General features: G+C 62.4%; 24 protein-coding genes. 10 read left to right on the plus strand and 14 right to left on the minus strand.

The window, feature by feature from the left end:
• Positions 1–39 precede the first annotated feature (39 nt).
• Positions 40–1,416 carry a gluconeogenesis factor YvcK family protein gene (gene yvcK / locus SynA1560_RS01325; protein ID WP_186501532.1) on the minus strand — a complete coding sequence of 459 codons (1,377 nt, stop codon included), beginning with the start codon at positions 1,414–1,416 and terminating at the stop codon, positions 40–42.
• Positions 1,417–1,651: 235 nt separating this feature from the next.
• On the opposite strand from yvcK, the gene SynA1560_RS01330 reads away from it, so the two are divergent.
• On the plus strand, positions 1,652–2,395 hold the full coding sequence (locus tag SynA1560_RS01330; RefSeq protein ID WP_186470934.1) for an ABC transporter ATP-binding protein: 744 nt from the start codon (positions 1,652–1,654) through the stop codon (positions 2,393–2,395).
• A 3-nt stretch (positions 2,396–2,398) separates the two neighbouring features.
• Positions 2,399–3,328 carry an MlaD family protein gene (locus SynA1560_RS01335; protein ID WP_186500993.1) on the plus strand — a complete coding sequence of 310 codons (930 nt, stop codon included), beginning with the start codon at positions 2,399–2,401 and terminating at the stop codon, positions 3,326–3,328.
• Between the two features lie 10 nt (positions 3,329–3,338).
• Here the strand turns inward: SynA1560_RS01335 and SynA1560_RS01340 are convergent, their stop codons facing one another.
• Positions 3,339–5,504, minus strand: coding sequence for a magnesium chelatase subunit D family protein (locus SynA1560_RS01340; protein ID WP_255477014.1), 2,166 nt, complete (start codon positions 5,502–5,504; stop codon positions 3,339–3,341).
• A gap of 3 nt (positions 5,505–5,507) precedes the next feature.
• On the opposite strand from SynA1560_RS01340, the gene folK reads away from it, so the two are divergent.
• Positions 5,508–6,017 carry a 2-amino-4-hydroxy-6-hydroxymethyldihydropteridine diphosphokinase gene (folK, locus tag SynA1560_RS01345; protein WP_186500994.1) on the plus strand — a complete coding sequence of 170 codons (510 nt, stop codon included), beginning with the start codon at positions 5,508–5,510 and terminating at the stop codon, positions 6,015–6,017.
• Position 6,018: 1 nt separating this feature from the next.
• Here folK and SynA1560_RS01350 read toward each other — a convergent pair whose 3' ends face one another.
• Positions 6,019–7,752 carry an ABC transporter ATP-binding protein gene (locus tag SynA1560_RS01350; RefSeq protein ID WP_186500995.1) on the minus strand — a complete coding sequence of 578 codons (1,734 nt, stop codon included), beginning with the start codon at positions 7,750–7,752 and terminating at the stop codon, positions 6,019–6,021.
• 78 nt (positions 7,753–7,830) lie between these two features.
• Here SynA1560_RS01350 and SynA1560_RS01355 point away from each other — a divergent pair, with 78 nt between their 5' ends.
• Together SynA1560_RS01355 and SynA1560_RS01360 are read left to right on the plus strand one after the other, a co-directional pair.
• Positions 7,831–8,391, plus strand: coding sequence for an NUDIX hydrolase (locus tag SynA1560_RS01355; protein WP_186501534.1), 561 nt, complete (start codon positions 7,831–7,833; stop codon positions 8,389–8,391).
• Positions 8,392–8,405: 14 nt separating this feature from the next.
• Positions 8,406–9,884, plus strand: a complete 1,479-nt coding sequence (locus SynA1560_RS01360; protein ID WP_186469942.1) for an FAD-binding domain-containing protein — start codon at positions 8,406–8,408, stop codon at positions 9,882–9,884.
• 3 nt (positions 9,885–9,887) lie between these two features.
• Here SynA1560_RS01360 and SynA1560_RS01365 read toward each other — a convergent pair whose 3' ends face one another.
• Positions 9,888–11,111 (minus strand): DegT/DnrJ/EryC1/StrS aminotransferase family protein, encoded by a 1,224-nt coding sequence (locus SynA1560_RS01365; protein WP_186500996.1) that lies wholly within the window; start codon positions 11,109–11,111, stop codon positions 9,888–9,890.
• Positions 11,112–11,120: 9 nt separating this feature from the next.
• Positions 11,121–11,738 (minus strand): thioredoxin family protein, encoded by a 618-nt coding sequence (locus tag SynA1560_RS01370; protein WP_186500997.1) that lies wholly within the window; start codon positions 11,736–11,738, stop codon positions 11,121–11,123.
• Between the two features lie 93 nt (positions 11,739–11,831).
• Here SynA1560_RS01370 and SynA1560_RS01375 point away from each other — a divergent pair, with 93 nt between their 5' ends.
• Positions 11,832–12,329 (plus strand): hypothetical protein, encoded by a 498-nt coding sequence (locus SynA1560_RS01375; protein WP_186501535.1) that lies wholly within the window; start codon positions 11,832–11,834, stop codon positions 12,327–12,329.
• Here the strand turns inward: SynA1560_RS01375 and SynA1560_RS01380 are convergent.
• On the minus strand, positions 12,326–12,754 hold the full coding sequence (locus SynA1560_RS01380; protein ID WP_186500998.1) for a hypothetical protein: 429 nt from the start codon (positions 12,752–12,754) through the stop codon (positions 12,326–12,328). The two genes, SynA1560_RS01375 and SynA1560_RS01380, sit on opposite strands and share 4 nt — an antisense overlap.
• 6 nt (positions 12,755–12,760) lie before the next feature.
• A complete protein-coding gene (locus SynA1560_RS01385) occupies positions 12,761–13,693 on the minus strand; it encodes an FAD-binding domain-containing protein (RefSeq protein WP_186500999.1) in 933 nt (310 codons plus the stop codon).
• A gap of 120 nt (positions 13,694–13,813) precedes the next feature.
• On the opposite strand from SynA1560_RS01385, the gene fabI reads away from it, so the two are divergent.
• On the plus strand, positions 13,814–14,596 hold the full coding sequence (fabI, locus tag SynA1560_RS01390) for an enoyl-ACP reductase FabI (protein WP_186470937.1): 783 nt from the start codon (positions 13,814–13,816) through the stop codon (positions 14,594–14,596).
• A 956-nt stretch (positions 14,597–15,552) separates the two neighbouring features.
• On the opposite strand, the gene SynA1560_RS13905 is transcribed toward fabI, so the two are convergent.
• A complete protein-coding gene (locus tag SynA1560_RS13905) occupies positions 15,553–15,726 on the minus strand; it encodes an NAD(P)/FAD-dependent oxidoreductase (protein ID WP_370523204.1) in 174 nt (57 codons plus the stop codon).
• 167 nt (positions 15,727–15,893) lie between these two features.
• On the opposite strand from SynA1560_RS13905, the gene hisB reads away from it, so the two are divergent.
• The 3 genes from hisB to SynA1560_RS01410 all read left to right on the plus strand — a co-directional run bounded on the left by hisB (position 15,894) and on the right by SynA1560_RS01410 (position 18,859).
• Positions 15,894–16,502: an imidazoleglycerol-phosphate dehydratase HisB gene (hisB, locus tag SynA1560_RS01400; protein WP_186469948.1), complete on the plus strand. Its 609-nt coding sequence runs from the start codon at positions 15,894–15,896 to the stop codon at positions 16,500–16,502.
• Positions 16,503–16,559: 57 nt separating this feature from the next.
• On the plus strand, positions 16,560–18,047 hold the full coding sequence (locus tag SynA1560_RS01405) for a carotenoid oxygenase family protein (protein WP_186501001.1): 1,488 nt from the start codon (positions 16,560–16,562) through the stop codon (positions 18,045–18,047).
• Positions 18,048–18,154: 107 nt separating this feature from the next.
• On the plus strand, positions 18,155–18,859 hold the full coding sequence (locus tag SynA1560_RS01410; protein WP_186501002.1) for an SIMPL domain-containing protein: 705 nt from the start codon (positions 18,155–18,157) through the stop codon (positions 18,857–18,859).
• Positions 18,860–18,895: 36 nt separating this feature from the next.
• On the opposite strand, the gene SynA1560_RS01415 is transcribed toward SynA1560_RS01410, so the two are convergent.
• The 6 genes from SynA1560_RS01415 to SynA1560_RS01440 form a co-directional block, all read right to left on the minus strand.
• Positions 18,896–20,434, minus strand: coding sequence for a BCCT family transporter (locus SynA1560_RS01415; RefSeq protein ID WP_186501003.1), 1,539 nt, complete (start codon positions 20,432–20,434; stop codon positions 18,896–18,898).
• An 18-nt stretch (positions 20,435–20,452) separates the two neighbouring features.
• A complete protein-coding gene (locus SynA1560_RS01420; protein WP_186501004.1) occupies positions 20,453–21,643 on the minus strand; it encodes an FAD-dependent oxidoreductase in 1,191 nt (396 codons plus the stop codon).
• On the minus strand, positions 21,640–22,695 hold the full coding sequence (locus tag SynA1560_RS01425; protein WP_186501005.1) for a Glu/Leu/Phe/Val dehydrogenase dimerization domain-containing protein: 1,056 nt from the start codon (positions 22,693–22,695) through the stop codon (positions 21,640–21,642). The genes SynA1560_RS01420 and SynA1560_RS01425 overlap by 4 nt, the downstream gene beginning before the upstream one ends.
• The gene (locus SynA1560_RS01430) at positions 22,695–23,732 is read right to left on the minus strand and encodes an SAM-dependent methyltransferase (RefSeq protein ID WP_186501536.1); all 1,038 of its coding nucleotides are present in this window, start codon (positions 23,730–23,732) and stop codon (positions 22,695–22,697) included. The genes SynA1560_RS01425 and SynA1560_RS01430 overlap by 1 nt, the downstream gene beginning before the upstream one ends.
• A gap of 73 nt (positions 23,733–23,805) precedes the next feature.
• Positions 23,806–24,393, minus strand: coding sequence for an RdgB/HAM1 family non-canonical purine NTP pyrophosphatase (gene rdgB, locus SynA1560_RS01435; protein ID WP_186469954.1), 588 nt, complete (start codon positions 24,391–24,393; stop codon positions 23,806–23,808).
• Positions 24,394–24,395: 2 nt separating this feature from the next.
• The gene (locus SynA1560_RS01440; RefSeq protein WP_186501006.1) at positions 24,396–25,859 is read right to left on the minus strand and encodes a phosphoglucomutase/phosphomannomutase family protein; all 1,464 of its coding nucleotides are present in this window, start codon (positions 25,857–25,859) and stop codon (positions 24,396–24,398) included.
• Positions 25,860–25,895 lie beyond the last annotated feature (36 nt).

Consider the following 25,895-nt stretch of genomic DNA (forward strand, 5'->3'; position numbering starts at 1 on the left):
CCTGGTCATGGGTCAGATCTTGATCTGAGTGATCTGTGTCTAGTGCATCACATGTGAGCCGGCTGATGAAGCCGGCTCTTTTTTGTGTCTGCGATAAAAGCGCATGACGGCCAGGGCCAGGCTGCGAGGATCGTGTCGCAATGTGGCTGTGGGCCTGCTGCCCTGCAAGGGGGCTTCCATCACGTCGTATCCCTCGCCTTGCAGTGAACGTCGGTCACAACGCACCGGTTCAGCCCCACGGGAGCGGTAGTGGCTGATCAATGGAGAGTCGCCGATCGGTTCCTGGGCCAGCACGGAATCAAACAGGCGCTGGCTGATGCCAAGCGATGCGAGCTGGGCTTCGATCGCTCGCAGATGCCCGCTCACATCGAGCCCATCGGTTTCACCGGGCTGGGTCATCAGGTTGCAGATGTAAAGGCGCGGTGCGCGGCTGCGTTGAATGGCCGTCACCAGTTCAGGCACGAGAAGGTTGGGCAGAAGCGAGGTGTAAAGACTGCCCGGGCCGAGGAGAATCAAATCAGCATTGGCAATCGCTTCCAGTGCTCTTGGCAGTGCCGGCGGGCGTTCTGGAATGCAGCCCAGGCGCACGATCGGGCTCGGCGCCTTGCCGATGGAGGATTCCCCTTCAATGCGACGGCCGTCCTCCAGCTCCGCCCATAGCTTCACGTCCACATTGGTGGCTGGCACCACCTGTCCCTGAACGGCAAGCACTCGGCTGGAGGCCGTGATTGCCGTTTCCATGCTCCCCGTAATGGCCGTGAGCGCCGAGAGAAACAGATTGCCGAAACTGTGTCCCTCTAGGCCTCCGCCTGATGAAAAGCGGTACTGAAACAGGCGGGTGAGCAGCGGTTCTTCGGTTGACAGTGCAGCAATGCAATTGCGGATGTCGCCCGGTGGCTGCACGCCCAGTTCCCGCCGCAGCACGCCACTGCTGCCGCCGTCATCCGCCACCGTGACGATGGCTGTGATGTGGCTGCTGTAGCGCTTCAGGCCGCTCAGAAGGGTCGAGAGTCCGGTGCCGCCGCCGATGGCAACGATGTTCGGCCCTCGGTTGAGACGGCTTTTGGCTCGCAGGGCATCCACCAGAACGGTGTCTTTCTCCGGAGCCAGGGCCTGCTGGATCGAGCCAAAGCTCCGGCCCTGGCCCCATAGCAAGAGCCCGATGCCGATCACCAGCACCAGAGGGCCGGTGATGCCACGTGGCAGCACCCGGGTGATCCAGCTCAAGGCTTCTTGGATCGCCCACAAAGTCCAGTAGATCGGCTGCAAGTCGGCCCAAACGGCTGCGCCGAGAAGGGCGAGCACAAGGCCGATGCCGGAGGTGAGCAGCCAGCGTTTCACCACCAGACCAGGCTGCAGCCAACGCATGGCCCGCCGCGAACGCATCATCAGATCGCGCTGCCGCTGTGCCTGCATGGCTCGGATGCGTTGACGTTGTCCGCGGCGGATGGGGGTGGTCAAGTGCGATCCAGGCTGAGGGCGTCAGTTCGCTTGCGATGAGCGAACTGTACGGAAGTTGTCCTTAAAGGCCATCCCATCGTTTCAGACACGGCAGGATGGACGCAACATGCATTGCGGCCCTGTGCAGACCCGGCCGGACTTCACACCAAAATCCTCCGCGTCTCCTGTCGTAGAGATGCGAAACCTCACCATGCAGTGGGGTCCGAAGCCTGTACTCGACAAAGTGTCCCTGACGATGCAACCGGGAGAGCGCATCGCGGTTGTTGGGCCCTCCGGTGCCGGCAAGTCCACGGTTTTGCGTCTGCTGGCGGGGTTGCAGCTCCCCAATGCGGGGGAACTGCGGTTGTTTGGGGAGCCGCAGACTTATCTGCGCCTGGACCAGCGTCGCCCGCCGGATGTGCGCCTCGTGTTTCAGAACCCCGCCCTACTCGCCTCACTCACGGTGGAGGAGAACGTTGGCTTCTTGCTGATGCGCTTGGGCAGGTTCAAGCCGCAGCAGATCCGCGAGCGTGTTCTGCAATGTTTGGAAGCCGTTGGTTTGAACGATGTGGCGGATAAGTACCCCGGTCAGCTCAGCGGCGGCATGCAAAAGCGCGTCAGTTTTGCAAGAGCTTTGATTGATGACCCCGACCGGGAGGAAGGGGCGATGCCATTGCTGCTCTATGACGAGCCCACCGCTGGCCTTGATCCCGTGGCATCCACCAGGATTGAAGATCTGATCGTGAAGACCACCACGGTGGCGCGGGGCTGCTCTGTGGTTGTGAGTCATGTGCGAAGCACCATCGAGCGTTCAGCGGAGCGGATTGTGATGCTGTACGGCGGCCGTTTCCAGTGGGACGGAACGGTTGAGGAATACCGCGTCACCGATAACCCCTATGTCGTTCAGTTCAGGACGGGTAACCTGCGCGGACCGATGCAACCCTCCGACCACTGAGCCATGCGCCGTAGTGTCCGCGAAGCCATCGTTGGGTTCTCGATCGTTGGAGCGATCGCTGGGTTTGCCGGCACGATGCTGTGGTTAAGAGGCGTTCGGCTCGGCTCTGAAACCTGGACTGTGACGGCTGACTTTCAGAACGCCGGCGGGTTAGCGGCACGATCTCCAGTGACGTTCCGGGGAATCATGGTGGGAACAGTGCGCTCGATTCAGGTCACGCCAATGGCGGTGCGAGCCATTTTGGAAATCAATGATGAATCCCTGCAGCTTCCCCTTCCCGTCAAGGCTGCGGTGTCGTCCGCTTCCTTGCTGGGCGGCGACTCTCAGGTGGAACTCGTGACGACGGGTGTCCCTTTACCCAAAGGGGCACCAGGGCCGAAGTCACGTCGTTGCAAGGGCAGTGAAATCCTCTGCGATGGAGCGACCATTCGCGGTGAATCCGCTGCGAGTCTCGCCACGATCACCGCCACCCTGGAACAGCTGTTGAGTGAGGCGCAAAACGCCAACCTGATTCCTGCGTTGGTGGAATCCACCAAGCAGTTCGGCATTACCAGCCAAGATGCCTCCACGTTCTTGAACACCGCCGATGAGGCGGCTGGGAATGTTGATGCGCTGGTACAGGAGCTGCGCGAAGAATTGGCTCGGGCCCAACCCACGGTTGACAATCTCAACCGCGCTACGGCTGAGGCTGCCGCCGCCGCTGCCAATATCAACGCGCTGGCTGAAGCGTTCAACAATCCTCAGACCGTCGGCGACCTCAAGCAAACGGTGACCAATGCCCGTGATCTCACCGCTCGGCTGGATTCCGTCAGCGGTGACCTCGAGCAACTCACCGACGATCAGCGCTTCATGACGGGTCTGCGCAACGTGATGATTGGTTTGGGGGCCTTCTTTGAGGAGGTCTATCCCGCGAAGACCGGACCATCGAATTAGCCCTCGCCTCTCACGTCACAGAGTTGATGGCATCCATGGCCACCGCGGCAATGGCCTGATCGCTCGCCTTCGGCAGCTGCACGTATTTGCCGCCCGCTGCTTCGGCAAGGTCTTTGCCCATACCACTGCCAATGAATTTGCGCTCGGTGTCGATCACCAGCAGCTTGATTCCGAGCATGCGGTAGCGGCTGGCGACATCCAGCACCTCCTGCTTGAGGTCGGGCTTGTCCTCGCCCTCCAGTTCGGGTTGTCCTAAGGAGGTGCTGAGGGGCACATTGCCGCGTCCGTCGGTGATGGCGACCACAACCACCTGACCCAGATCACCGGTGGCGAGCGCATTGGCGCCGACCCGGGCCGCCTGGGTGAGACCGTGGGCCAGCGGTGAACCGCCCCCACAGGGCATCGACTCCAGCCGTCGGCGGGCTGCGGTGATTGAGCGTGTTGGCGGCAGCAGCACCTCAGCCTGATCGCCGCGGAAGGGGATCAGAGCCACTTCATCGCGATTTTCGTAGGCCTCCGTTAACAGACGGATGACCGCCCCCTTGGCGCTTTGCATTCGGTTCAGTGCCATCGAGCCACTGGCATCCACCAGAAAGATCACCAGCGCTCCAGCCTGACGCTGCAGAAGCTTGGCCCGCAGATCGGCTTCCTCGACAATCACGGTGCGGTCCGGTTGCCGTTCGCGTCTCGCCTTCTGATAAGGCGCTGCAGCACGAAGGGTGGCGTCGACAGCGATCCGACGCACCGGGCCGCGGGGCAGCATCGGCTTCACATAGCGGCCGCGGCTGTCGCTGAGCACAACGGAACGGCTGCCGCTGTTGCCGCTTTTGCTCTTGGCGGCGTTGAACAGCAGCAGGTCGGAGTCGATAGCAACGGCTTCGGGATCGAGCATGAATTCCTCAGGCACTGCCGGTGGTGCCTGGTCTTCATCCGAGTCGTCGTCGTCAGGGTTGTCGTCGCTGTTGTCTTCAGGTTGATCGTCCTGGTCCTGGTCAGACCCTTCCGGCGGGGGTGGCTGGTCCTCCGTGTTCTGTTCGCCGGCGTCCGGTGGCGGTGGTGGCGTCTCGTCTTGGGGCGGCTCCGGCGGCGGCGGCGGCTCAATCTGCTGATCCGGGGGCGGCAGCTGTGATGCCCTTGGTGCGATCACCAGGGCCACCGCCACCTGCAGATCCTCGGCGTCAACTTGATCCCGACCGCTTAGCGCGGCGTGGGCCTTGGCCACGCGCACGGCGTAGAGCTCGGAGCGATGCCCTTCAACACCGCCGCGGATCGCTTCGGTGACCAGATATTCAATTTGCTCACGGCTGATCGAGACATCCGGCAGCCATTGGCGGGCCAGCAGCAGCTGGGTGGCGAGTGCGTCGGTGTCCTCCTTCCAGCGTTCCGCAAAACTGCGGCTGCACTGGCCATGACTCAGTACAGCGTTGGTGATCTCCACACGCTGTTCGGTGCTCACCAGCTGATCGGCCGACAGGGCGATGGCAAAGCGGTCCAGCAGGTGATCGCGGACGTTGCCTTCCTCGGGGTTGTAGGTCGCGATCAGCAGTGGTCTGCAGGGATGGCTGAGGCTCAAACCTTCCCGTTCCACCTGGTTCTCGCCTGCTCCAACGGCTGCGAGCAGCAGGTTCACGATTCCGTCGTCCAGCAAGTTCAGCTCGTCGACGTAGAGCACCCCTCGGTGAGCTTCCGCCAGCAGGCCTGGCTGGAACACGGGGCTGCCGCTCGCCAACGATGCCGTCACATCGACGGCTCCGACGAGACGATCTTCTGTGATGCCAAGGGGGACCTGGACAAAAGGAGCGGGAATCACCGCGGATGGTGGTTCAGCACCGAGCTTGTCCCTGAGGCTGCTTCCCCATTCTTCCGGCCGTTTCGGATCCAAATTGCGTCCCGGTCCAATTGGCACCGGGGCATGGGCTGGGTCAAGAATTTCAATGGGTGGGAGTAAGGCATGCAGCCCCCTTGCGAGCACCGATTTGCCGGTGCCTCGTCCTCCGGCGATGATCACACCTCCAAGCCCTGGATCCACAGCAGCCAGCATCAGGGCGAGCTTCAGCGTTCCATGGCCGGTGATCGCCGCCAACGGAAAGGCGCGGTTGGCTTGATCCATCGCTGCTGTGCTGGCCACGCCGCTGGCGATCCCTCCACCTGAAACCATGAACGTTTGCCGGCCCATCGCGTGAGCGCCAGTCTCGCTGATCAAGCTTGTTCTTTGGCAGTGGCGTTGGGGGCCAACCGTCCGAGTGTTGCGGGCAGCCCTCGACAGACGCTGATCCACGTGCGTCCGGAGCTCGAAGCGTTGGTGTGCGACTGGACTCAGACCAGCCCGATTCGCCTCAGCTGCTCCTGGTCGCCCCTGCTTGAAACACTTCCGGAAGGAGGGCCGCCTGGTCAGCCGATGTTTTGCAACGCTGTATTCTTGATCCGCGGTGTGCCAGGCACTCCAGGTTTGGAGGCGGCACTGGCGTTGCTGGATCGTCTCCAAGCGTTGGAGGCGAAGTACGGCCGTGATCGCGACCGGGAAGAGCGTTGGGGGCCCCGGTCGCTTGATCTGGATCTGCTCTTCTGGGGCGATTGGCGGTTGGAGCATCCTCGACTGGTGTTGCCGCATCCACGCCTGCATCTCCGCTCGTTTGTGATGGAACCCCTGCTCGCGGCCATGCAGCGATCCACGCCCTGGCGCCCCTGAATCAGCTCTCAGATGCAACGGTTCCGAGGTCGATCACGACATCGGCCAGGCGTAACAACTCAGGGTCGTGGCTGCTCAGCAGCACCAGCCGCTGCCTGGACCGTTCCTGAATCACCTCGCGCACTTGGGCTGCGGCGAGGGCATCCAGAAACGCTGTCGGTTCATCCAGCACGTCCACCGGCCGGTCCCGTAGCCAGGCGCGCAACAGTCCGAGTCGGTGAATCTCGCCCCCAGAAAAGGGGCTCTGGGCCAAGGCCATGGGGGCATCCAGGCTGTCCGGACGATCCAGTAAGTGCTGCAATCCCAGGCGGTGCAGCCAGCTTGCGATCGTGGCGTCCGGCAGGTCGTGGCCCAGGAGAAGGTTGTCGCGCAAGCTGGCTTCAAACAACGCTGCATGCTGGGGCGCGCAGGCCATCAATGCATGCAGTTGCCTGGCGCCCGCTGATCCTGAGAGCTGCCAGCGCTCGCCGCTGCAGGTGATGGTCCAGGCACTGTGTTCTTCCTCCTGCAACCCGCTGATCTGATCCAGAAGGGTGGTCTTGCCGCAACCTGAGGGCCCTGTTACTGCGACCAGCTGGTTGGGGAGCAGGCGCAGGCTGAGGGTTCGGCTGCCGCGCGTTGATGCGCTGCACCAGTCCAGCTGCGTCCAACGGTTGCGGTCTAGTGTTGTCAGTGCAGGACCGTCCAAAATCATGCCTTTGCTCTGCTCAGGGCCTGGGCGCAGTTGCTCGCGGCGCAGGCAGAGGGCTTCATAGCCGGGGAGGTTGCCCAGGCACAGGCGCCGGGCCTGGACCACGCCACTGAGTGAGGATCCGGCTCGGTATGCGAGCACCAGGGTGGTGGTGAGTACCTCAGGAGTCAGGGCGTCACCTTGCAGGAGCAGCCAGAGGCTGGCGATCGCCACTACGAGCGTGTCGCGCCAGGCGTTGTAGCCCGCGCGGCGGCGCACCCGTTCGCGCAGCAGCCAGCGCCCTTTGGATGTTTCCTGGGCAAACCGATCCAGGAGCCAGTGTTCGGCTGCCGCTGCGCGAACCGCCTTGAGACCATGCAGGCCATCGCCCACGGTGCGCTGCAGTGCCGCATTCAGGCGGCTCTGGATGCGACCCAGACTCCAGCTTCCGGACCGCTGCAAGAGTGCGGCAATGGCGGTGGCCATCAGGGCCAGCAGCAGCGGCCAGGCGGCGGTTCGTCCCACCAGCAGCACGCTGGCCAGATAGATCACCATCGCCAGTAGAGCCTGAAGCATGCGCACCGCCTGGTCCATCCCGAGTGCGGTGCGGTTGATGTCGGCCATGAGCAACGCCAGCAAATCACCGCGGCCGAGTTGATCCAGCTGGTTCGACGATGCTGAGAACACCTGTTGCAGCAGTTGCTGACGCAGGCGATCCGTGAAACCGGAGCGCAGGCGTTCCCGGCTCACAGCCACGCGTCCCTGGATCAGTCCACGCAGGAGGATCAAAGCCACCAGCAGGGCAAGGCTTGCGGTCAGCGGCAGGCTGACGTTCAGCTCCCGGATCGCGTTGGCGTTGGATCCATTGCCAAGCAGCAACGTGATGGCCAGACCCAGCCCTGCGATGTCCAGCACACTGCTGACCACACTCAATCCGGCCAGGCGGCTCAGATGCCCCCATCCGGCTTCTTGGGCCAGCGCCTTAAGCAGCTGAAGCTGTCGCCGCCGGGGCAGCACGGTGGGGGCAGCTGTTGGGGTAGCGGTGGTTCGCGCGTGATCGTGCAAGGACAGACAGCCCGGCCGGTGATGTGCTGACGATCCTGCCGCGCAACCGCCATGCTGGTGCCCGCTTTGCTCTCTCTCATGGCACCACTGCCGGCCCCGGAGCCCTATGAGCTTCTGGAGACCATCGAAGCTCTGGATGCCCGCAAGGTGCGCTTTGAGCGCAATCGCATCAAGTTGCCGATGGGCGTAGAGGGCACCTTCGGGATCATCCGCCATCCCGGTGCATCACTCGCTGTGCCGATCACCAATGACGGACAGGTGGTGGTGCTGCGTCAGTATCGCTTCGCCGTTCAGGCGCGTTTGCTGGAATTCCCAGCAGGCACCCTGGAGGAGGGGGAAGACCCGCTGGAGTCCATGCAGCGGGAACTTGGGGAAGAGGCCGGCTATGGCGCGGCCCGCTGGGATGCCCTCGGACCGATGCTTCCCTGTCCCGGGTATTCCGACGAGGTGATCCATTGCTTCCTCGCTAGGGATCTCACGGCCTTAGAGAACCCTCCTGCAGGCGATGACGATGAAGACCTGGAGGTCGTGCTTATGCATCCAGCGGAGCTGGATGCCCGACTGGCCTCCGGAGAAGAGTGGCTGGATGGCAAGAGCGTCACCGCCTGGTATCGCGCCAAACAACTGCTCAATCTCTGATCAAGACCACGTCGATGACCGCTTCTCGCACGCTCTTCTGGCACCGCCGCGATCTTCGCCTGGCGGACAACACAGGACTACAAGCAGCTGCAGCCCTTGGGCCTGCGGTCACCGGGGTGTATGTGCTGGACCCCGCCATCCTCAGTCCTCCCCCTCAGCTGCCGCCGATGGCACCGGCGCGTCTGTGGTTTCTGGTGGAGAGCTTGATGGAACTGCAGCAACGTTGGCAGGAGGCTGGCAGTCGTCTGCTGGTGGTGGCTGGGGATCCGGTACAGCGCTTGCCGCAGCTGGCATCGCTTCTGGAGGCCGCGGCGGTGGTTTGGAGCCGAGATGTGGAGCCCTATGCGCGTGAGCGCGACCGTCAGGTGGCGCGGGCCCTGCAGGCCTCCGGCCACAAGGTGCTGGTCGATTGGGATCAGCTGCTGGTGGCTCCGGAGCTGCTCAAGACCGGAGGCGGTGATCCCTACCGCGTGTATGGCCCCTTCTTGCGCAACTGGCGGGGACAGGTGGAGCGCAGCAATCCCTGCACCGTCGATGCTCCGACGGGGCTGATCGATTTAGATGCTGGCTGTCTTGACGCGTTGCAGACGCCTGAGGGTGAGCTTGGTCGCCTTTGTGCTGAAGGGCAGCGAGAACTGGAGCAGCTCCGCTCCTGCCATGGCTTCCAGGGTGCAGATCTCTGCCCTTGCCGTCCCGGTGAAGCCGCAGCATCGGAGCAGTTGGCTGTTTTTGTCGCTGGTCCGCTCCTGGGTTACGAGCCGGATCGCAATTTCCCCGGGATGCCCGGCACGTCGTTTCTGAGTGCTGCCTTGAGTGTGGGCACCGTTAGTCCTCGTCAGGCTTGGTGCGCTGCGCAGGAGATGAAGGGCGTTGCGCGCAGTGATGAGCAGCGTCAGGCCATCACGGTGTGGGAACAAGAGTTGGGTTGGCGCGAGTTCTACCAGCAGGCGCTGTTTCACTTTCCCGAATTGGCGGATGGGCCCTATCGGGAGCAATGGCGTCGCTTCCCCTGGGACAACAACGAGGACTGGTTTGATTTCTGGAAGGACGGTCAGACCGGCATGCCGATCATTGATGCGGCAATGCGTCAGCTCAACCAGACCGGCTGGATGCACAATCGCTGCCGCATGATCGTGGCCTCCTTTCTGGTCAAAGACCTGATCTGCGACTGGCGCTGGGGAGAGCGCGCCTTCATGGAACTGGAGGTGGATGGTGACCTGGCAGCGAACAATGGTGGCTGGCAGTGGAGCGCCAGCAGCGGCATGGATCCCAAACCTCTGCGCATTTTCAACCCCGCGACGCAGTCATCGAAGTTTGATGCGGATGGTGAGTACATCCGGCGTTGGTTGCCGGAGCTTCGCCATGTGAACACCAAGGATCTGCTCAGCGGTGACATCGGCGCTCTGGAACGTCGCGGTTACCCCGAACCGCTGATCGATCACAAGAAACAGCAGGCCCGCTTTAAAGCCCTCTACGCCACGATCCGATCGTGATGCTCAGGCAGCGATCCGGCAGGCCTGATCGCTGGTGGTGGGACTCTGCTTCAGCAGGCTGCGCAGAACGGAGATCACGCGGTTCTGCTGGTCTTCAGACAGTTCGGGGAAGATTGGCAGGCTCAGCACTTCACTGCAGAGCTGTTCGGTCACTGGGAAACTTCCGGCCGTGAGATTCAAACCCGCATAAGCCGGTTGCCGGTGAATCGGAATCGGGTAATAGATAATCGTGTTCACCCCCTGCTCCTGGAGGCTCTGTTTCAGCCAGTCCCGGCAACGGCTGCTGGGAAGACCGAACTCACTGGGTGTGTCGCTGCATTGACCAGCGCAAAGGGTTTGCCCGTCCGGACAAAGGCTCACGCGCACCACGAATTGGTTCCAGCCATGGCCGCAGCCTTCCGCTGGGTCCGGCAGCTGCAGTCCATCGAGATCAGCAAGTGCTTCGTGGTAACGCGCTGCGATGGCTGAGCGTTTGGAGACCCATGCATTCAAGCGCGGCAACTTCACGTTCAGCACGGCGGCCTGCAGCGCATCGAGGCGGCTGTTGTAGCCGAGCTCGGTATGCAGATAGCGGCGTGGCATGCCGTGCACCGCCAGCTCTCGCATGCTCTGGGCGATGGCAGCGTCGTGACAGGTCACAGCGCCGCCATCACCGGCAGCGCCGAGGTTTTTGGTGGGAAAGAAGCTGAAGCAACCCACATCTCCCCAGCTGCCGACGGGGCGCTGATCCCACGATGCACCGGTGGCCTGGGCGCAATCCTCCACGACTTTCAGATGGTGTTTCTGCGCAATGGCCGTCAGACGCGTCATGTCCACCGGACGTCCGAACAGATGCACGGGGATCAGCACTTTCGTTGCTGATGTGATGGCTGATTCGATCAGCTCCAGATCAATCAAATAGGTACTCGGGTCTACATCCACAAACACCGGAGTAGCCCCCACCGCACTGATCGCCTCGGCGGTGGCAAAGAAGCTGAAGGAGGCGGTAATCACCTCATCGCCAGGTCCAATACCCAGACCTCTGAGGGCCAGAATCAGCGCGTCGGTGCCGCTGTTGCAGCCCACGGCATGGGGCGTGCCTACAGCCGCGGCGAAAGCGGTTTCAAATGATTGGATGTCGGGGCCACCGATGTACTGGCCGCTGTGCAGCACCCGCAGCACGGCTTCATCGAGTTCCGGTCCCAGATCGGCAAGTTGCTGGCTGAGACTGAAGGGAGGCACCTGCATGGGGGCACCTTAAGCCGGTGTCCCGAACCACGGGGGTTCCTGTCCTGGATGCCACTTGATGTTGCAGCCGATGGAGGGCTGCTGAACTTCACTGACGGCCTCTCCTTTCAGGACGGCATCGAGGGCGGCTCGCAGATCGCGACCATCCAGGGGAACCTCGTTGCCAGGACGACTGCCATCGAGTTGGCCGCGATAGCGAAGGGTCTGACGGTTGCTGAGGTCGGGGGCGAACAGAAAAAACTCAGGTGTGCAAGCGCCCTGGAGTTCCTTGGCCAGGGTCTGCTGCTCATCCAGTAGGTAAGGGAACGTCCAATGGTGTCGCATGGCTTGCTGACGTAGACCCTCAGGGCCGTCCTGGGGGTGTGTGTTGATGCTGTTGCTGGCGATGCCGAGCAGTGTCACCGCGCTGCCGAAGTCGCGTTCGAGCCGGCTCAGTTCTGGTTCCACGTGCATCACAAAGGGGCAGTGGGCGCAGAGGAGCATGAACAGCACGGGCCTTGATGGCAGTGCCACGTGGCTCAATGTTTCTGGCGACGATCCACCTGAAAGGCAGCCGCTCACCCGGGTCAACTGGAACGCCGGCAGAGCCGTGCCAAGCGGAAGCATCGTGGAGGGAGTGAGAGCCATGACACCCAGCTGAGAATTGCTGCATTGGTGGTCATCCTCCGCCAGACTCCGCCTCAGCGGGTCAGTGTTCGCGTGCGCAGGCGTGCTCTGGTGATGGGACTCCCAGGCCTGACCATGGTTCTGGTGCTGGTGGGCTGTTCAGCCAGGACTGGTCCCAGTTGGAAGGTGTTCCCGCTCTCCAGACGAAGTCCCCATGACGGCCTGGCAGTGGTCAGTCAGCCCGACGGCTTTGGACTTCATCTTTTTCTGGAGACAGATACCAGCGATCCGGAGCGATGCGAACCCCGCTGGTTCCCAGACGCCGCCCGGCTGTTCAACGGCAATGGCACAGCTCCATTCAGTGCTGGCTTGGCCCCTCGAGACGAATTCTTCGCAGTGGTGCGCCGCGAGGACGTGCTCGCGGCGCTGCGGACTGAATTAAAAGCGCTTTGTAAGCAACGGGCCCCGCAAGCCCTTTGGCAGTGGACTGATCCTCCGACCCAGGCCTCCGAAGTGATTCCGGTGCTGTTGCCGGCCTACGAGGGCGAAGATTTGCTTACCGATCCGGCCGAGGAACAGCGACGTGAAGAGGCGTTGCTGAGGGAGGGTTAGAACCCTTCCCAGACCACCGGCTCCGCTTCACGCCAGTAGCGACTGAACCTGCCGAGGCGCGGAGGCCTTGGAAGTTGCACGAAGGGTTCTGGTTCCAGGAGGTCCAGGTCGATCTGCCCATCAATCGCAGCGGCGATGCGTTCCAGGCGCGGATCCACCGGCAGGCTGCTGATCACACCGTCGGCGTTGTGGCGTTTGGCGAATGCGATCACCTCTTCGGCGACGTCGCCTTTGCGCAACGTGAGTGGAAGGTCAAGGGCGCTCTCATAGAGAAAACCAAGGCGCTTGCGACTGATGCTGGCTGTACGGATCCAGTGGGAGTCGAACACGAACAGTGCCGGAGCGCCCGGGTGGGCCATCAGAGCGGGATTGCTGGGGCCCAGAGCTTCCTCATGCACCCAGAGAATCGGTTGTTGAAAGGTCATCACGGGTTATCGCTGGGGGCGGGCCATGGCGGCACGGGCACTGTTGCCGCGTCCCTGCGGGCTGCGGCGGTTGTTGCTGCGACGGGTGTTGGGCACATCACGGATTGCGGTCTGTGCCGCGAAGAGTTGTGATTCCAGCTGGTCGTAGCTGCCCTCAAAGGGGCACTGATTGGCCTTAGAGCAGCGTTCGCAGAAGCGCCCGTCACTGAAACGCTCAAGGTTGCCCCTGTTGAAGAAGTAGGGCTTATGGCTGAAGCTGCTGGCCACCCATTGCCAGCTGAGGTGGTTGCTGGCGGGATCGCCGTCGATCAAATGCTGAAGAAACCAGTCCGCTCCGGCTTTCCAATGCACTCGACGCCAGTGCACCACGTAAGCGGCCATCCACATGCGGGCATGGTTGTGCAGCCAGCCTGTGCTGACCAGCTCGTTCTGGAAAGCGTCCATGCAGGCCAGGTTGGTGCGGCCATCGTGGATGTCTTCTGGGAGTTCCTGCTGGTATGACGCCGGGTCGTGTCCGGTTTTGAGATCCTCCTGGCTGTCATGGATGCCGTCACCAAGGTCGGCCCACATCCGCTGCCAGAAGTCACGCCAACCCAGCTCATTGATCAGTTTCGTGCCTTCATCGCGGTTGCGGATGCGCTGAAACACGGCGTCTCGCACTTCGCTGAGAGTGAGCACGCCGTGGCGGATGTAAGGGGAGAGGCCGGTCACCGCACCCCTGAGATGGTTGCGGCTCTTGGCGTAGCGACGCGGATCGACCTTGTTGAGACGCTCTTCAGCGGCCCGGCGCCCTCCTTCCATGGGGCTGAGTGAGCCTTCAGCTTCAGGGAAGTGCTCGGCCAACAGCTGGTCGAGGGATGTTCGGCCGTGGAGTGCCCTGGGCAGATCGTCAGGTCGATCCGGCCATGGCAATGGGGCTGGGGCAGGCTGCGGCGTCACCGGTTTGGACGAGATCGTGCGGCCATCCTGTCGATCCGATCGTTCAACCGCGACTGTCTCTGGCGAGGCAGGGGCCGGGATGGGTGAGAATCCCTGGATACTTCAGTGGATTCCGGTCCGATGCTTCTCGATCTCACGGGCAAGAAGATTCTCGTCACCGGTATCGCCAACAACCGATCCATTGCCTGGGGCATTGCTCAGCAGCTCAGGGCCGCGGGGGCTGAGCTGGGGATCACCTACCTCCCCGATGACAAGGGTCGCTTCGAGGCCAAGGTGCGTGAACTCACTGCACCTCTCGAGCCTTCGCTCTTCCTGCCTCTGAATGTTCAGGATGCGGCCCAGATGGAGTCGGTATTCAGTGAAATTGAGGAGAAATGGGGGGTTCTCGATGGCCTGGTGCATTGCCTGGCTTTCGCGGGGAAGGAAGAGCTGATCGGGGATTACAGCGCCACCACCGCTCAAGGGTTTGCCCGGGCACTTGAGATCAGTGCCTATTCCCTGGCTCCCCTGTGTCGTCATGCCAAGCCCTTGTTCAGTGAGAAAGCCGGGGTGGTCACGCTCACTTACCTGGGCGCTGAACGCGCGATTCCCAACTACAACGTGATGGGTGTGGCCAAGGCCGCTCTGGAAGCGTCCGTTCGCTATCTCTCCGCCGAGCTCGGTCCCGACAAGCAGGTTCGGGTGAATGCCATCAGTGCCGGTCCGATCCGCACTCTGGCCAGTTCGGCGATCGGTGGCATCCTCGACATGATCCACAACGTGGAAGAGAAGGCACCGTTGCGCCGCACCGTCACGCAGACCGAAGTGGGCAACACAGCCGCTTTCCTATTGAGCGATCTTTCAAGCGGTATTTCCGGACAGACCATCTATGTGGACGCTGGCTACTGCATCAACGGCATGTGATTTCGTTGTGTTGTGAGATTAGGTCCGACGCATTCAGGCCTGGGTTGTTCAACGCAACATCACCGATCTGAGCAGACTTCTGACGAACCGCTCGGCGCTGCGATCGATTCCCCCGATCATGTTGTCCATTGTCTTGAAGCTTCTTCGCCATTCAACGCAGCGACATTCGAGGTTGTTCTCGTAGGTGCGTGTGATGTGTCAATAGTGCAGTCGATTTGAAATCCTTTGCTCAGGATCTGGCCGGCCAGCCCTCCGCTGTGAATGGCGCGGTCGATCCCACGCCCGATCATGGGATCCACCCGTGAGGCTGCATCACCCGTGAGCAGAATCCCAGATGGGGATTGGGGCCGCGGATCGTCTGTCAACACCGCTATTCCCCAGGTTCTGATGGCGTCACCTCTTGGAGCATGCTGACGGGTGAGCGCCAGGAGATCGCAACCGCTGAGGGGTGGAATGTCGCGGTGATGAGACCAGTAGATGCCAGCGTTTGTTCCGCCAGTCACTGAAAAACGCCAGGCGTAGGAGGGGTTGCTAGGCCACTGATAATCCATCAGTGAAACGTCCGGATTTTCAACTTCGTCACGCCTGGAATATCTGCGGCTCGCCAATGCAATCGGACGTGGAGCGTGTTGTTTACGCGTCAGGTTTTGCACAACTGAGGACACACCGTCACACCCAACCACCACCTTGTCAGTGACTTCGAATCGTTCCTGCACCTGCCCTTTGCGGCTGCGAATTGTGCCTGCAACACACCAGGGATCAGAGGCTGAGAGACGGTGGAGCGATTGCATCTGCCAACCGAATTCGATTGGCAATCCAGCCCTCGAACAGCACTCAACCAGCCAGTTGTCGAGGTCGATGCGGCGAATGCTGTGAAAGGACGCTGTCTTCTGCCGCTGGGCAGTGCCCTGCAGAAAGTAGCCACTGGCTTCGGCGAGGGCGGGCGTCAGCTCTGCTTAGCTGGGTTTGCGGGTCTCGCTGACCGATCTCTGAATGATCTTGGAGGGGAGGTTGTTCTCTCTCAGGAAACGAAGCGCATCGCCTGTCAGGGCATCACCGCAGATGTTGTCTCTTGGGAAGTGGGCACGGTCAATCGCCAGCACGTCAAGTCCACTTTTCGCTGATTCCATTCCGCAGGCTGTGCCTGCAGGGCCGAGACCCACGATCAGAACCTGAACCTTGTTGTTGGACTTGTGCCCTGCTCGCCTTCCGGTCGGTGTCAAGGGCGGGGAATGCAACCGCTGTGGTGTCTGAATGCTTGCTAATGCGGCACGATGAACTCATTGGAAGCAATGGGATGACGCGACTAGGTGAGATCCATCGAGTGACCGGTGAAACCGATGTGAAGGTGCGGCTAGGGCTGGATGGCACCGGCCAATGCCAAGCCAGCACTGGTGTGCCGTTCCTGGATCACATGCTGCATCAGATCAGCAGTCATGGTTTGATCGATCTGGAGATCAATGCGGTAGGCGACACCCACATCGACGATCACCACACCAATGAAGATGTGGGGATCGCCGTGGGACAGGCCCTGGCGCAAGCCCTTGGAGACCGTCGCGGTATTCATCGCTTCGGTCACTTCGTGGCACCCCTCGATGAGGCTCTGGTTCAGGTGGCGCTCGATTGTTCTGGTCGTCCGCATCTCAGTTACAGCCTGAGCATTCCCGGTCAGAAGATCGGCACCTACGACACCGAACTGGTGAAGGAGTTCTTCGTTGCTGTGGTCAACAACAGCGGCCTGACGCTGCACATCCGTCAGCTGGATGGTGTCAACTCGCACCACATCGTGGAGGCCTGTTTCAAGGCCTTCGCTCGGGCCTTGCGACTGGCGACAGAACTGGATCCGCGTCGTGCCGGTGCTGTTCCCAGCAGCAAGGGGGTGCTGGAGCAGGCGGGTGCCAACTGAACGGCGTCCGCGCTTCACAGTCCGTTACGAGAGGATGGTGGTCGCTGCCACTGCTCCGTGACTGTTGCTCCTGCTGCTGAACGCTTCAAACGAGCGGAGTGGGCCAGCGCCTTTCGCAATGTGGAGCATGAGCTCAGCGCGGTGCCGGTCAAGCCCTCCCGGGGCACGGTGCCTGCGGAGCTGTTAGGCACGCTGTATCGCAACGGACCTGGTCGCCTCGAGCGTGCTGGCCAGCGCGTGCATCACCCCTTCGATGGGGACGGCATGATCACTGCCCTGCGGTTCGACGCAGGTGGTGTGTCTCTCACCAACCGCTTCGTGCGCACTGCTGGCTGGCAGGCGGAAGAAGCGGCTGGCAAGGTGCTTTATCGCGGTGTGTTCGGCAGCCAGAAGCCCGGTGGTCGTCTGGCCAATGCTTTTGACCTGCGCCTGAAAAACATCGCCAACACAGGCGTGATCAGGCTCGGTGATCAGCTGCTCGCTCTTTGGGAGGCGGCTGAACCCCATGCGCTTGACCCTCACAGCCTGGATACCCATGGCATTTGCCTGCTGGGTGGCGTGCTGAAAAAGGGTGAGGCGTTCAGTGCCCATCCCCGCTTCGATCCAGGTCATCACGACCGTCCCCGTATGGTCACCTTTGGTGTGAATACGGGGCCGCGCAGCACCATCCGGCTGATGGAATTCGCCACGGAGGATGACGCTGCAGCCGGCATCAAGGCCGGTGATCTGCTCGATGACCGCCGCGATACTTTCGGCGGTTTTGCCTTTCTGCATGATTTTGCGATCACGCCCAATTGGGCGGTGTTCCTTCAGAACGCGGTCGACTTCAACCCCCTGCCGTTTGTGCTCGGAGAAAAAGGAGCCGCGCAATGTCTCCGCTCGAATCCCAACGGTCAGGCCAAGTTCTGGTTGATTCCCCGTGATAGCGGCGCATTTGCTGGGCAAGCGCCACGCATTATCGATGCTCCTGATGGGTTCGTGTTCCATCACCTCAATGCCTGGGAAGAGGGAAGTGATGTGGTGGTGGACAGCATCTATTACAGCGATTTCCCCTCGATTGGCCCGGACGTGGACTTTGCGGCTGTGGATTTCGACCTGATCCCCGAAGGTCTGCTGGAGCAGTGCCGAATCCATCTCGACCGCGGCGCGGTGGAGACCACGCGCCTCAGCGAGCGCTGCTGCGAGTTCGCCATGGTGAACCCTGAGCGGGAAGGTCTGCCCTGTCGCTTTGCCTGGATGGCCGCAGCGGCGCGCAAGCAGGGCAATGATCCCTTGCAGGTGATCAAGAAGCTAAACCTCAGTACGGGTGAGCATCAGATCTGGAGTGCAGCACCGCATGGGTTTGTCAGTGAGCCCCTGATGGTTCCCAGGCCCGGTGCGTCCAGCGAAGACGACGGATGGATTCTGGAACTGGTGTGGAACGGTGCCAGGGATGGCTCCGATCTCGTGATCCTTGATGCGTCTGACCTGCGGGAACTGGCTGTGCTGGAGCTGCCTTTGGCCATCCCTCATGGCTTGCATGGCAGCTGGGTAGCCGCTGGCTGACCAGACGGATCCGTTGATCACTTTGCGGTGATCAGTCACGCGTCAGTTACCTCTTGGCTCGCCAGTGGACCTAGACATCGGGCCTTGCTCTAATTCCCCTTTTGTCGATGTGCTCCAGGCTTGTCTCTGCTCCCTGTCTGGTCCTGGCAGCGCCACTGCTGGCTGGCGTCGTTGTTCCCTCTCCTTTGCGAGCGATGAGCCATGAGCCTCAGTGTCGTGGCACGTTGCTGCAGCTGCTGGTTCAGGAGCAAGGTCAAGCCCGCTCCGAACGCTTTCGCTTCAACCTGCGCTTGGAAGCTGAGGCCGCCAGCGCTGCGGCTGCGCTGGATCAGCTCAACAGTCGACTCGATGCCCTGCGCCAAGCTTTCAATCCCTTGGTGCAAGACAGCCTGGTGGTTTCGGCTCCCAGCACCTTTCCGATCGGATCGGCCGTTCCTGACAGCCGTACGCGTGCTGCGACGACAATCAGCGGCCAGGTCCGCCGTAGCGACTACGACACCTTGATTCAGCGGGCCGGTCGCTTGCCAGGGGTGCGGCTACAGGGCATGACCTCGCTGGCCTCCGCTAGCGGACAGCAGGTACTGGAAGAGCGTTTGCTGAAGCGTGCGTTGGAGCGTGGTCAGCGCCAAGCCGACCGCACTGCCTCCGCGCTGGGGCTTCGCCGCACGTCGCTGTTGCGAATTGACCAGCGCAGCAGGCCGCCGGTACGCGCACTGGCGATGGCTGCGGATGCCTCCTCTCGCTTCAGGCCTGAAGAAGCCCCATTGCCGATTGGAAGCATCAATTTGGCTCTGGATTACTGCCTGAGCTGATGTTCTGACCACACCAGGGCTCTTGCGCTGTTGGGGCTAGTGATGGCGCCATTCCTTCCAGGCCAGGCGCGGAGCTGTCCAGAGTGTGAAGAGCACCAGGGGGGTGACCGGCACGGCGGTGATCACGATGAAGGCCTGGAGGGCGTCAATGGAGGTGCTGTCCCCAAGGCCCGTGCCGATGCGCAGCAGCACCAGGGTGAGACTGCCGATCATCAGGGCCCAGAACAGCCGCAGCAGAGCCGGGGGCTGCTTGCGACCGCTCACCACCATGGCCGCGGCGTAACTCATCGAGTCGGCGCTGGTGCACATGAACAGCACCACCAGCACCAGGCCGATGGGGATCAGAACGCTTGCCAGGGGTAACTGACTGAGGATGGTGAGCAGGGCAGCGGCGGCTCCGTTCTGGGCCAGGGCTTCGCTGATGCCGCCCCCCGCCAACTGCAGATACAGCCCCGTGCCCCCCAGCAGGGTGAACCAAAGGTTGGTCACGATCGGGCAGAGGATGGCCACCGCCAGCACCAGTTCACGGATGCTGCGGCCGCGGCTGACGCCCGCGGTGAACAGCCCCATCAAGGGCGCATAGCCGAGGAACCACCCCCAATAGAACACCGTCCAGCCGTTCACCCAGTTCGGCGGCACGGTGTTGGGGGTTAGGGCCATCTGCGGCAGATGGATCAGGTAGGTGATGAAGCCGCTGAAGAAGTGTTGGATCAGCCAGAGGCCCGGGCCCAGGAGAAGCAGACCCGTCGCCAGGACCAGGGTGAGCCACACGTTGAGCTCGGAGAGCCACTTAATGCCTTTTTGAATGCCGCTAACGGTGGAGGCCGCGAAAACGGCGGTCAGCAGCACCACCACCAGGGATTGCAGTTCTGCACTGTCGCTGAGCCAGGGCAGTCGACCTGCGGCGTTGCTGAGTTGCAGGGACAAGAACCCTAGGGGGCCAACCGTGCCGGCGATCGCGGCCACGACCGACAAGCCATCGGCCAGGTCACCGATCGGGCCATCCACCCAGCTTCGCGGCACGATGCTCACCAGCAGCGTGCGGGGACGCAGGGGTTCACCGCGTCGCTCCTGGATTGAAAAGGTGATCGTGGTGGTGGTGGCCACCAGGGCCCAGGCCAGAAAGCCCCAGTGCAAAAAACTCACCGCCAGGGCTGGGTCGACTGCGGCCGGTGTGCTGCCTTCGACCCCTGCAAACACCGGTGATGGGGTTTGGAAGTGATACAGCGGTTCGGCTGCCGACCAGAACACACCACCCCCCGCCAGCAGGGTGCAGATCAGCACCGCGCACCAATCAAAGAATTTGAGACTTGGCTTGGCGTCCGCTCCACCCAGCCGGAGTGTTCCGATCGGGCTGATGGCCAGGGATAGCGCGATCAACAACAGCACCACCACCATCCACTGCCAGACCCCCCCAAGGGCATCACTGACCACGGCTTTGCCGTTGTCGGTGAACTGCTTGGCCAGGGCCAGGTCGATCGCCGACACCAGCAGAAAGATCAGCAGAGGAATGGCGCCGATCCAAAGAGGAGGCTGGCGCCACCAGGAGCGCTGGCTCGCGGGGATGTCAGACATCGGTTGAGGGTTGAGGGGTCAGGCGCGGACGGCGTCGCGTTGGTGGCTCCAGCAGGAGAGATCGACGGCGGGTTGTTCTCCGCTGGCGAGGCGTGCCAGCGAATCACCGATCAGGGGAGCAAACTTGAAGGCCTGGCCGGAGCCACCTGCGAACAGGCTCAACTTCGGGGTGAGCCGATCCAGCACGAAGTTCACATCGCTGGCCATGGAGTAGGGGCTGATGACGGTCTCCACCCGCTCCTGGACACCCTCCAGTCCGTTGAACAGAAAGCTGTCGAGTAACTCCACCAATCGGGCCGGTGGTTCGGTGACCATCGCGTTGGGAGCGGCGACGCGCAGGCCGCGCGGGGCCCAGTCGATGCCGGCCTTGATTCGGGGGCGGCCATCCGGCGTATGGCTCAGCACCGGGAAGCCGTAATACAGCCCACCGTCATCGCCCCGCTCCTGCTGGAAGCAGAACCACTGGGGGTAGCGATCGGCCAGCGCCGGGTCGACGGTGTAGTGGGCCCAGAGCATCGGCCACACCTCCAGCTTTGGAGCCAATCCAAGGGGAGCCAGCAACAGCTGGCTCCAGATGCCGCAGGCCACCACCAACTGTCCGGCAGCAAGGTGGTGGCCGCTCTCGAGGGTGACGCCTCCGCCGTCGGGATCGAGGCCCGCCACAGGGCAGTGCTCGATCAGCTGATGGCCAGCGTTGCGAGCGGTGTTGATCCAGTGGGCCACCACCTTGTCGCTGCGCACGGCACCAGCGGTGGGCTCGAACAGGCCGGTGAAGTCCGCCTTGGGCTTCAGCGGGAAGCGGGCCGCGATCTGGTCGGCATCGAGGGCTTCGTAGGGGATGCCCTGATCGTCCATCACCCGTCGGGCCCCGGGGATCGACCCCTCGATCGTTTCCTCATCCCAGCTTTCGCCGTAAAACAGCAAGCCATGGGTCTCTCGCAGTTTTGCGTCGGCGTGGAGTTCCTCGTCCCGCCAGAGGCGGTTGGCCTCCTGGGCCAGACGGCAGAGCATCGGGTCGGAGTACATCTCCCGGAACATCCGGGTTTCGCCGTAGCTGCTGGCCTTGGCGTGGGCCAGAGTCTGGGCTTCCAGCAACACCACATCGTGCACGCCGCGGCGGGCCAGGGATGCAGCACAGCTGAGGCCGGCCATGCCGCCGCCAACAATGATGACTGCCGCTTGGGTCGGTAGGGATTGGAGGGGGGTCATTGGCTGTCTCCGAAGCTCAGTCCGATGGGGTTGCGTTCGCGTTTAGCTGCTACTTCCTCGAGGGCTGCACCCACTGATAAGCCCTGATCGCGTTGATTGAGGTATTCACTGGCCCGCTGCCGCACTTTGCTGCGCACAAAGGCGTACACATCCTCAGCACTAGCGTGCTTCCAGGCTTCGGGGGAGAAGCGTTCGATGGAGTCGGTGATCACGGCACCGGCATTCACCAGCGGATCCGGCAGCACGCGAATGCCGCGGCGACGCAGATCACTGGCGAGTTGTGGCGTCTGAAATGGGGCATTCGCTGCCGGAACTACAGACTTCACCCGCAGGGCTGAAGCGATCTCGGCCGTGATCAGCCCTGAAATGGAGCAAGGGAGAAGCAGATCCAGTGTCAGCTCCCACCACGGACAGTTCAGTGGCAAGGGGGTTGCACCGTCGAAGCCGGCGCGTTCGCGGTTGACATCCACGGTGAAGACTGTCCAGCCGTGATCGACGAGATGACGGGCCACCGTCCCGCCGACAGCTCCGCAGCCGTGCACGAGGGCCCGGCCGGGGTTGGCGTCTTTGAGTTCCTTCTCCATCACGGCCTCCACGGCGCCGAGGGTGCCGTGGGCCGTGGTGGCACTGGCATCCACCGGGCTGCCGACCGCCGCTAGCACGTGGGGGGTGAGCGCCATCAGACGCTCCATATCCTCCAGGCTGGTGTTGAGGTCGCAGCCGGTGATCATGGCGCCATCGAGCGACTCCAGCAGCTCGGCGGTGACGTGGATCAATTCATCTTTCACCGCTTGCGGCTTGGCGGCTCGGGCCACGATCTTGCCCCCGGCAAAACCGGTGCCATAGAGATCGTGCTTGTGGGTCATCAACCCCGCCAGCCGCTGTCCGTCGGCGATGCAGGCTTCGTCGCTGGGGTAGTTGAGCAGGCGCAGGCCCCCGTTGGCGGGACGTCTGGCATCAGTGTCTTCCGCCACCACGAATACCGAAAGGTGGTCGGAGACATGTTCCGCCAGCACCGACACAATCGGCGCTGTTGTCATGCCATTGCCCATCAGGCCACCTTTTCCATCATTTGGTGGTGCTCGACATAATCGAGACTCCAGTCGCTTGGAGCGTCAGCGATGCGCTGTTGCAGCCGCTCGAACAGGGTGTCTGCAGCGGCCTCTCCGGCGGCACCGATGAAGCTGTGGCGGCTCCAGCTGCGGATCGTTGCCATCAATCCTGCGGCGAAGGTCGCCGTGTCGCCGTTCTCGTTCCAGCGGCGGCGGTAAGGGCACTTCACATACACCGTGCGTTCATCCACCAGGCGCAGGCCGTTGCGGTAGGGCGCCGAGCTGCTGTCGTTCAAGGGCGCCATGAACTCCTGAGGGGACTTGTAGAAGTTCAAAACGGTTCCGTTGCGGTACTGCTCATCGCTGATCAGGCCCTCGTCCGCCATGCCACGCCAGATCTGGTGCAGTTGGTCATGCACGTTGTGGGTTTCTCCGCCGTTGTGGCCGAGATAGAGGCCTGCTTCATCACGGGAGAGATTCACGGTCAGTAGTCGGCCGCCCACCTTCAGCTCACGGCTGCGTAGCTCAAGAATGTGGTTCCAATCCCTCATCGCCTGGGCAGTGAAGCGCTGGAGGGCCTCGGCATCACTGGAGGCCAGCACATGGGTGTGGCTGTCGAGGGGGCCAGGGGAGGTGCTCAGCCAGTGCATGGCGGTGGCGGAGAAGCCGAAACTCACGGAGTTCGGTGCCACGGTGGGCTCATAGAAGCTGCACGTACTCACCAGCACCGTTGGCTTTGGATCTCGGGGAGTTTGCAACGCCAGGTTCTTCGCCAACGCCACGTTGTCGTTGCTCGGCAGGTCGTTGCCGATCAGCGTCAGGTGCGCTTTTGGCTGGTTGGTGTGCAGGCGATCCAGCACCTGATTCCAAAGCCCGACAGCGGTGCCGCCATCGGCCGCTCCGTAATCGATCAGAACATGGCTGTCAGCAACAGCCAGTTGATTCACACAAGTCAGGGCCCAGTCGGAGGCGGCTTCGATGCAGAGGAGAGCGCCTTCGGTCTGCGCGCTGTAACCCGTGGTCATGGCAATGGCCATGGACCTCGTCAGCGTCAAGGTCCACCGTAAGACCGAGCTTGATCAGGCGCGTGATTCGCCTGGGCGGTTGGGTTCAGTGCACCGTCAGCAGTTGGCGCAGCTGCGGTTCCAGCAAGACGAAAGCTCGCCCTCGATGGCCATGACTTTTCTTCTCGATAAGTGACATCTCAGCAAAGGTGCGACCGGTGCCGTCGACTTCGAAAATCGGGTCGTAGCCAAAACCCTGGTCTCCACGTGCTGCGTGCGTGATGCGTCCTTCACAGCGGCCCTCCACCTCCAGCAGCACTGAGCCGTCGGGGGCCGCCACGCAGAGCGCTGCACAGAAGTGGGCTGCACGCGCCTGCTGGTCACCCAGAGCCTTCAGCAATCGCGCAATTCGTTCGGGGTCGCTCGGGGCATAGCGAGCCGAATGCACGCCAGGCGCCCCATCGAGGGCGTCGACACTGAGGCCCGAGTCATCCGCCAGTGCCCACTCACCCGTTGCAGTTGCAACGGCTAACGCTTTGATCCGAGCGTTGGCCGCAAAGGTGCTGCCGGTTTCCTCCACTTCCAAGCCTTGCGGTTGCGGTCGCACCAGCAGGGGCAGATCGCTGAGCAGACCTTCGAATTCCCGGATCTTGCCCTGGTTTCCGCTGGCGATGACCAATGTGCGCTTGCTCATGCTCAGGCGGCCTCCGCAAAACGGCGCGCCCAGGTCAGCACCGTTGCCACCCGCTCAGCATCGGGCGCTTCGCAGTAGAGCCGCAGCAGCGGCTCGGTGCCGGAGAAGCGCAGCATCAGCCAGTGACTGGCTCCCAGCCTCAGTTTCACGCCGTCGGTGGTGATCACCTCCTGCACCGGCATGCCTGCGATTTCCTGAGGCGGTGTGGTGGCCAGCAGCGATTCCAGACGGCGACGGGACTCCATGTCGGCCAGCCGCAGATCGAGACGGTCGTAATGGCTTGCGCCGCCGCATCGCTGCCGCAGCGCTTCCATTCGAGCGCCGAGCGGTTGACCGCCCTGCACTAGGGCTTCCAGCACCAGCATCGCTGCAAACAGGGCATCCCGTTCTGGGAGGTGCATGCCAAAGCCCACCCCTCCGGATTCCTCACCGCCAATCAGCACCTCTCCGGCGAGCATTTCAGAGGCGATGTATTTGAAGCCGACGGGCAGTTCCAGCACCTCACGGCCCAGATCCTCAGCCACAAGGCGCATCAGATCGGAACCGCTAACGGTTTTGACCACCGATCCCGGCAGGTTGCGGGTGCCTGCAAGGTGATCGATCAGCAGGGGCATCAGCTGCTGGGTGCTGCAGAAGCGGCCTTGCTCGTCCACAGCGGCGATACGGTCACCATCACCGTCAAACACCAGGCCCACAGCAGGCTGGCCCTGTTGGCTGCAGGCCCGAATGGCTGCGATCAGCTCTTTCAGATAAGGGGCAAGCGGTTCCGGAGGGCAGCCACCAAACAATGGATCTCGATTGCCGCGGATCTCCGACACCAGACCGTCCACGTCGGTGCCCAGCAGGTCTTGCACACACCCCGCTGCAGAGCCGTGCATCGGATCCACAATCACCCGCAGCCCCATCGCTTTCAGCCCGGCGCGGATTGCATCCAGATCCAGCTTGCGCCGCAGGCCTTCGAGATGCTCGCTGCGGGCATCGAAGCGCTCCAATTCCCCAGCGACCGGGACGTTGAGCGCTCCAGCGGCCAGGCGCTGTTCCACAGCTGCGGTGAAGTCTCCCTCAACCGACCCTCCGAACGGACCCTTGATCTTCAAGCCAAGCCATTCCGGTGGGTTGTGGCTGGCGGTGATCACCAGGGCCCCGAGGGCTTGGCGTTCCACCGCAGTCCAGCTGCAGGCTGGCGTTGGAACGGCTGAGCTCGTTAGCAGGGGTGTGAGGCCGACACCGCGGACGGCGGATGCAATCGCTTCAGCCAGTTCCGGGGCCAGGAAGCGACGGTCGTAGCCGATCACCACGGTGCGGCTCGTCAGGCCTTCTGGTGCCTGATGGGCGAGTTCTTGCGCGGAGGCTGCCGCAACGGGCAGCAGCCGTTCAATGGTGATGTCCACGCCAAGGATTCCGCGCCATCCGTCAGTCCCGAAGCGGATGGGTGCTGCAGCCAGAGGGAGGGGAGCCGACGCCATGGGATGCCTGTGCTGCATGTGGATCTAGCAGCCGGC

Origin of the sequence: Synechococcus sp. A15-60 (assembly GCF_014280095.1) — a bacterium.
Taxonomy (GTDB): Bacteria; Cyanobacteriota; Cyanobacteriia; order PCC-6307; family Cyanobiaceae; genus Synechococcus_C.

Excerpts from the sequence above, each read along its gene's own strand:
- SynA1560_RS01415 (WP_186501003.1), bottom strand. The coding sequence starts at position 20,434 with ATGTCTGACATCCCCGCGAGCCAGCGCTCCTGGTGGCGCCAGCCTCCT.
- SynA1560_RS01410 (WP_186501002.1), top strand. The coding sequence starts at position 18,155 with ATGTGCTCCAGGCTTGTCTCTGCTCCCTGTCTGGTCCTGGCAGCGCCA.
- SynA1560_RS01360 (WP_186469942.1), top strand. The coding sequence starts at position 8,406 with ATGACCGCTTCTCGCACGCTCTTCTGGCACCGCCGCGATCTTCGCCTG.
- SynA1560_RS01340 (WP_255477014.1), bottom strand. The coding sequence starts at position 5,504 with ATGGGCCGGCAAACGTTCATGGTTTCAGGTGGAGGGATCGCCAGCGGC.
- SynA1560_RS13905 (WP_370523204.1), bottom strand. The coding sequence starts at position 15,726 with ATGGAATCAGCGAAAAGTGGACTTGACGTGCTGGCGATTGACCGTGCC.
- SynA1560_RS01425 (WP_186501005.1), bottom strand. The coding sequence starts at position 22,695 with ATGGGCAATGGCATGACAACAGCGCCGATTGTGTCGGTGCTGGCGGAA.
- SynA1560_RS01380 (WP_186500998.1), bottom strand. The coding sequence starts at position 12,754 with ATGACCTTTCAACAACCGATTCTCTGGGTGCATGAGGAAGCTCTGGGC.
- rdgB (WP_186469954.1), bottom strand. The coding sequence starts at position 24,393 with ATGAGCAAGCGCACATTGGTCATCGCCAGCGGAAACCAGGGCAAGATC.
- SynA1560_RS01430 (WP_186501536.1), bottom strand. The coding sequence starts at position 23,732 with ATGGCCATTGCCATGACCACGGGTTACAGCGCGCAGACCGAAGGCGCT.
- yvcK (WP_186501532.1), bottom strand. The coding sequence starts at position 1,416 with ATGCAGGCACAGCGGCAGCGCGATCTGATGATGCGTTCGCGGCGGGCC.
- SynA1560_RS01365 (WP_186500996.1), bottom strand. The coding sequence starts at position 11,111 with ATGCAGGTGCCTCCCTTCAGTCTCAGCCAGCAACTTGCCGATCTGGGA.
- fabI (WP_186470937.1), top strand. The coding sequence starts at position 13,814 with ATGCTTCTCGATCTCACGGGCAAGAAGATTCTCGTCACCGGTATCGCC.
- SynA1560_RS01370 (WP_186500997.1), bottom strand. The coding sequence starts at position 11,738 with ATGGCTCTCACTCCCTCCACGATGCTTCCGCTTGGCACGGCTCTGCCG.
- SynA1560_RS01420 (WP_186501004.1), bottom strand. The coding sequence starts at position 21,643 with ATGACCCCCCTCCAATCCCTACCGACCCAAGCGGCAGTCATCATTGTT.
- SynA1560_RS01440 (WP_186501006.1), bottom strand. The coding sequence starts at position 25,859 with ATGGCGTCGGCTCCCCTCCCTCTGGCTGCAGCACCCATCCGCTTCGGG.
- hisB (WP_186469948.1), top strand. The coding sequence starts at position 15,894 with ATGACGCGACTAGGTGAGATCCATCGAGTGACCGGTGAAACCGATGTG.
- SynA1560_RS01330 (WP_186470934.1), top strand. The coding sequence starts at position 1,652 with ATGCAGTGGGGTCCGAAGCCTGTACTCGACAAAGTGTCCCTGACGATG.
- SynA1560_RS01335 (WP_186500993.1), top strand. The coding sequence starts at position 2,399 with ATGCGCCGTAGTGTCCGCGAAGCCATCGTTGGGTTCTCGATCGTTGGA.
- SynA1560_RS01355 (WP_186501534.1), top strand. The coding sequence starts at position 7,831 with ATGGCACCACTGCCGGCCCCGGAGCCCTATGAGCTTCTGGAGACCATC.
- SynA1560_RS01375 (WP_186501535.1), top strand. The coding sequence starts at position 11,832 with ATGGGACTCCCAGGCCTGACCATGGTTCTGGTGCTGGTGGGCTGTTCA.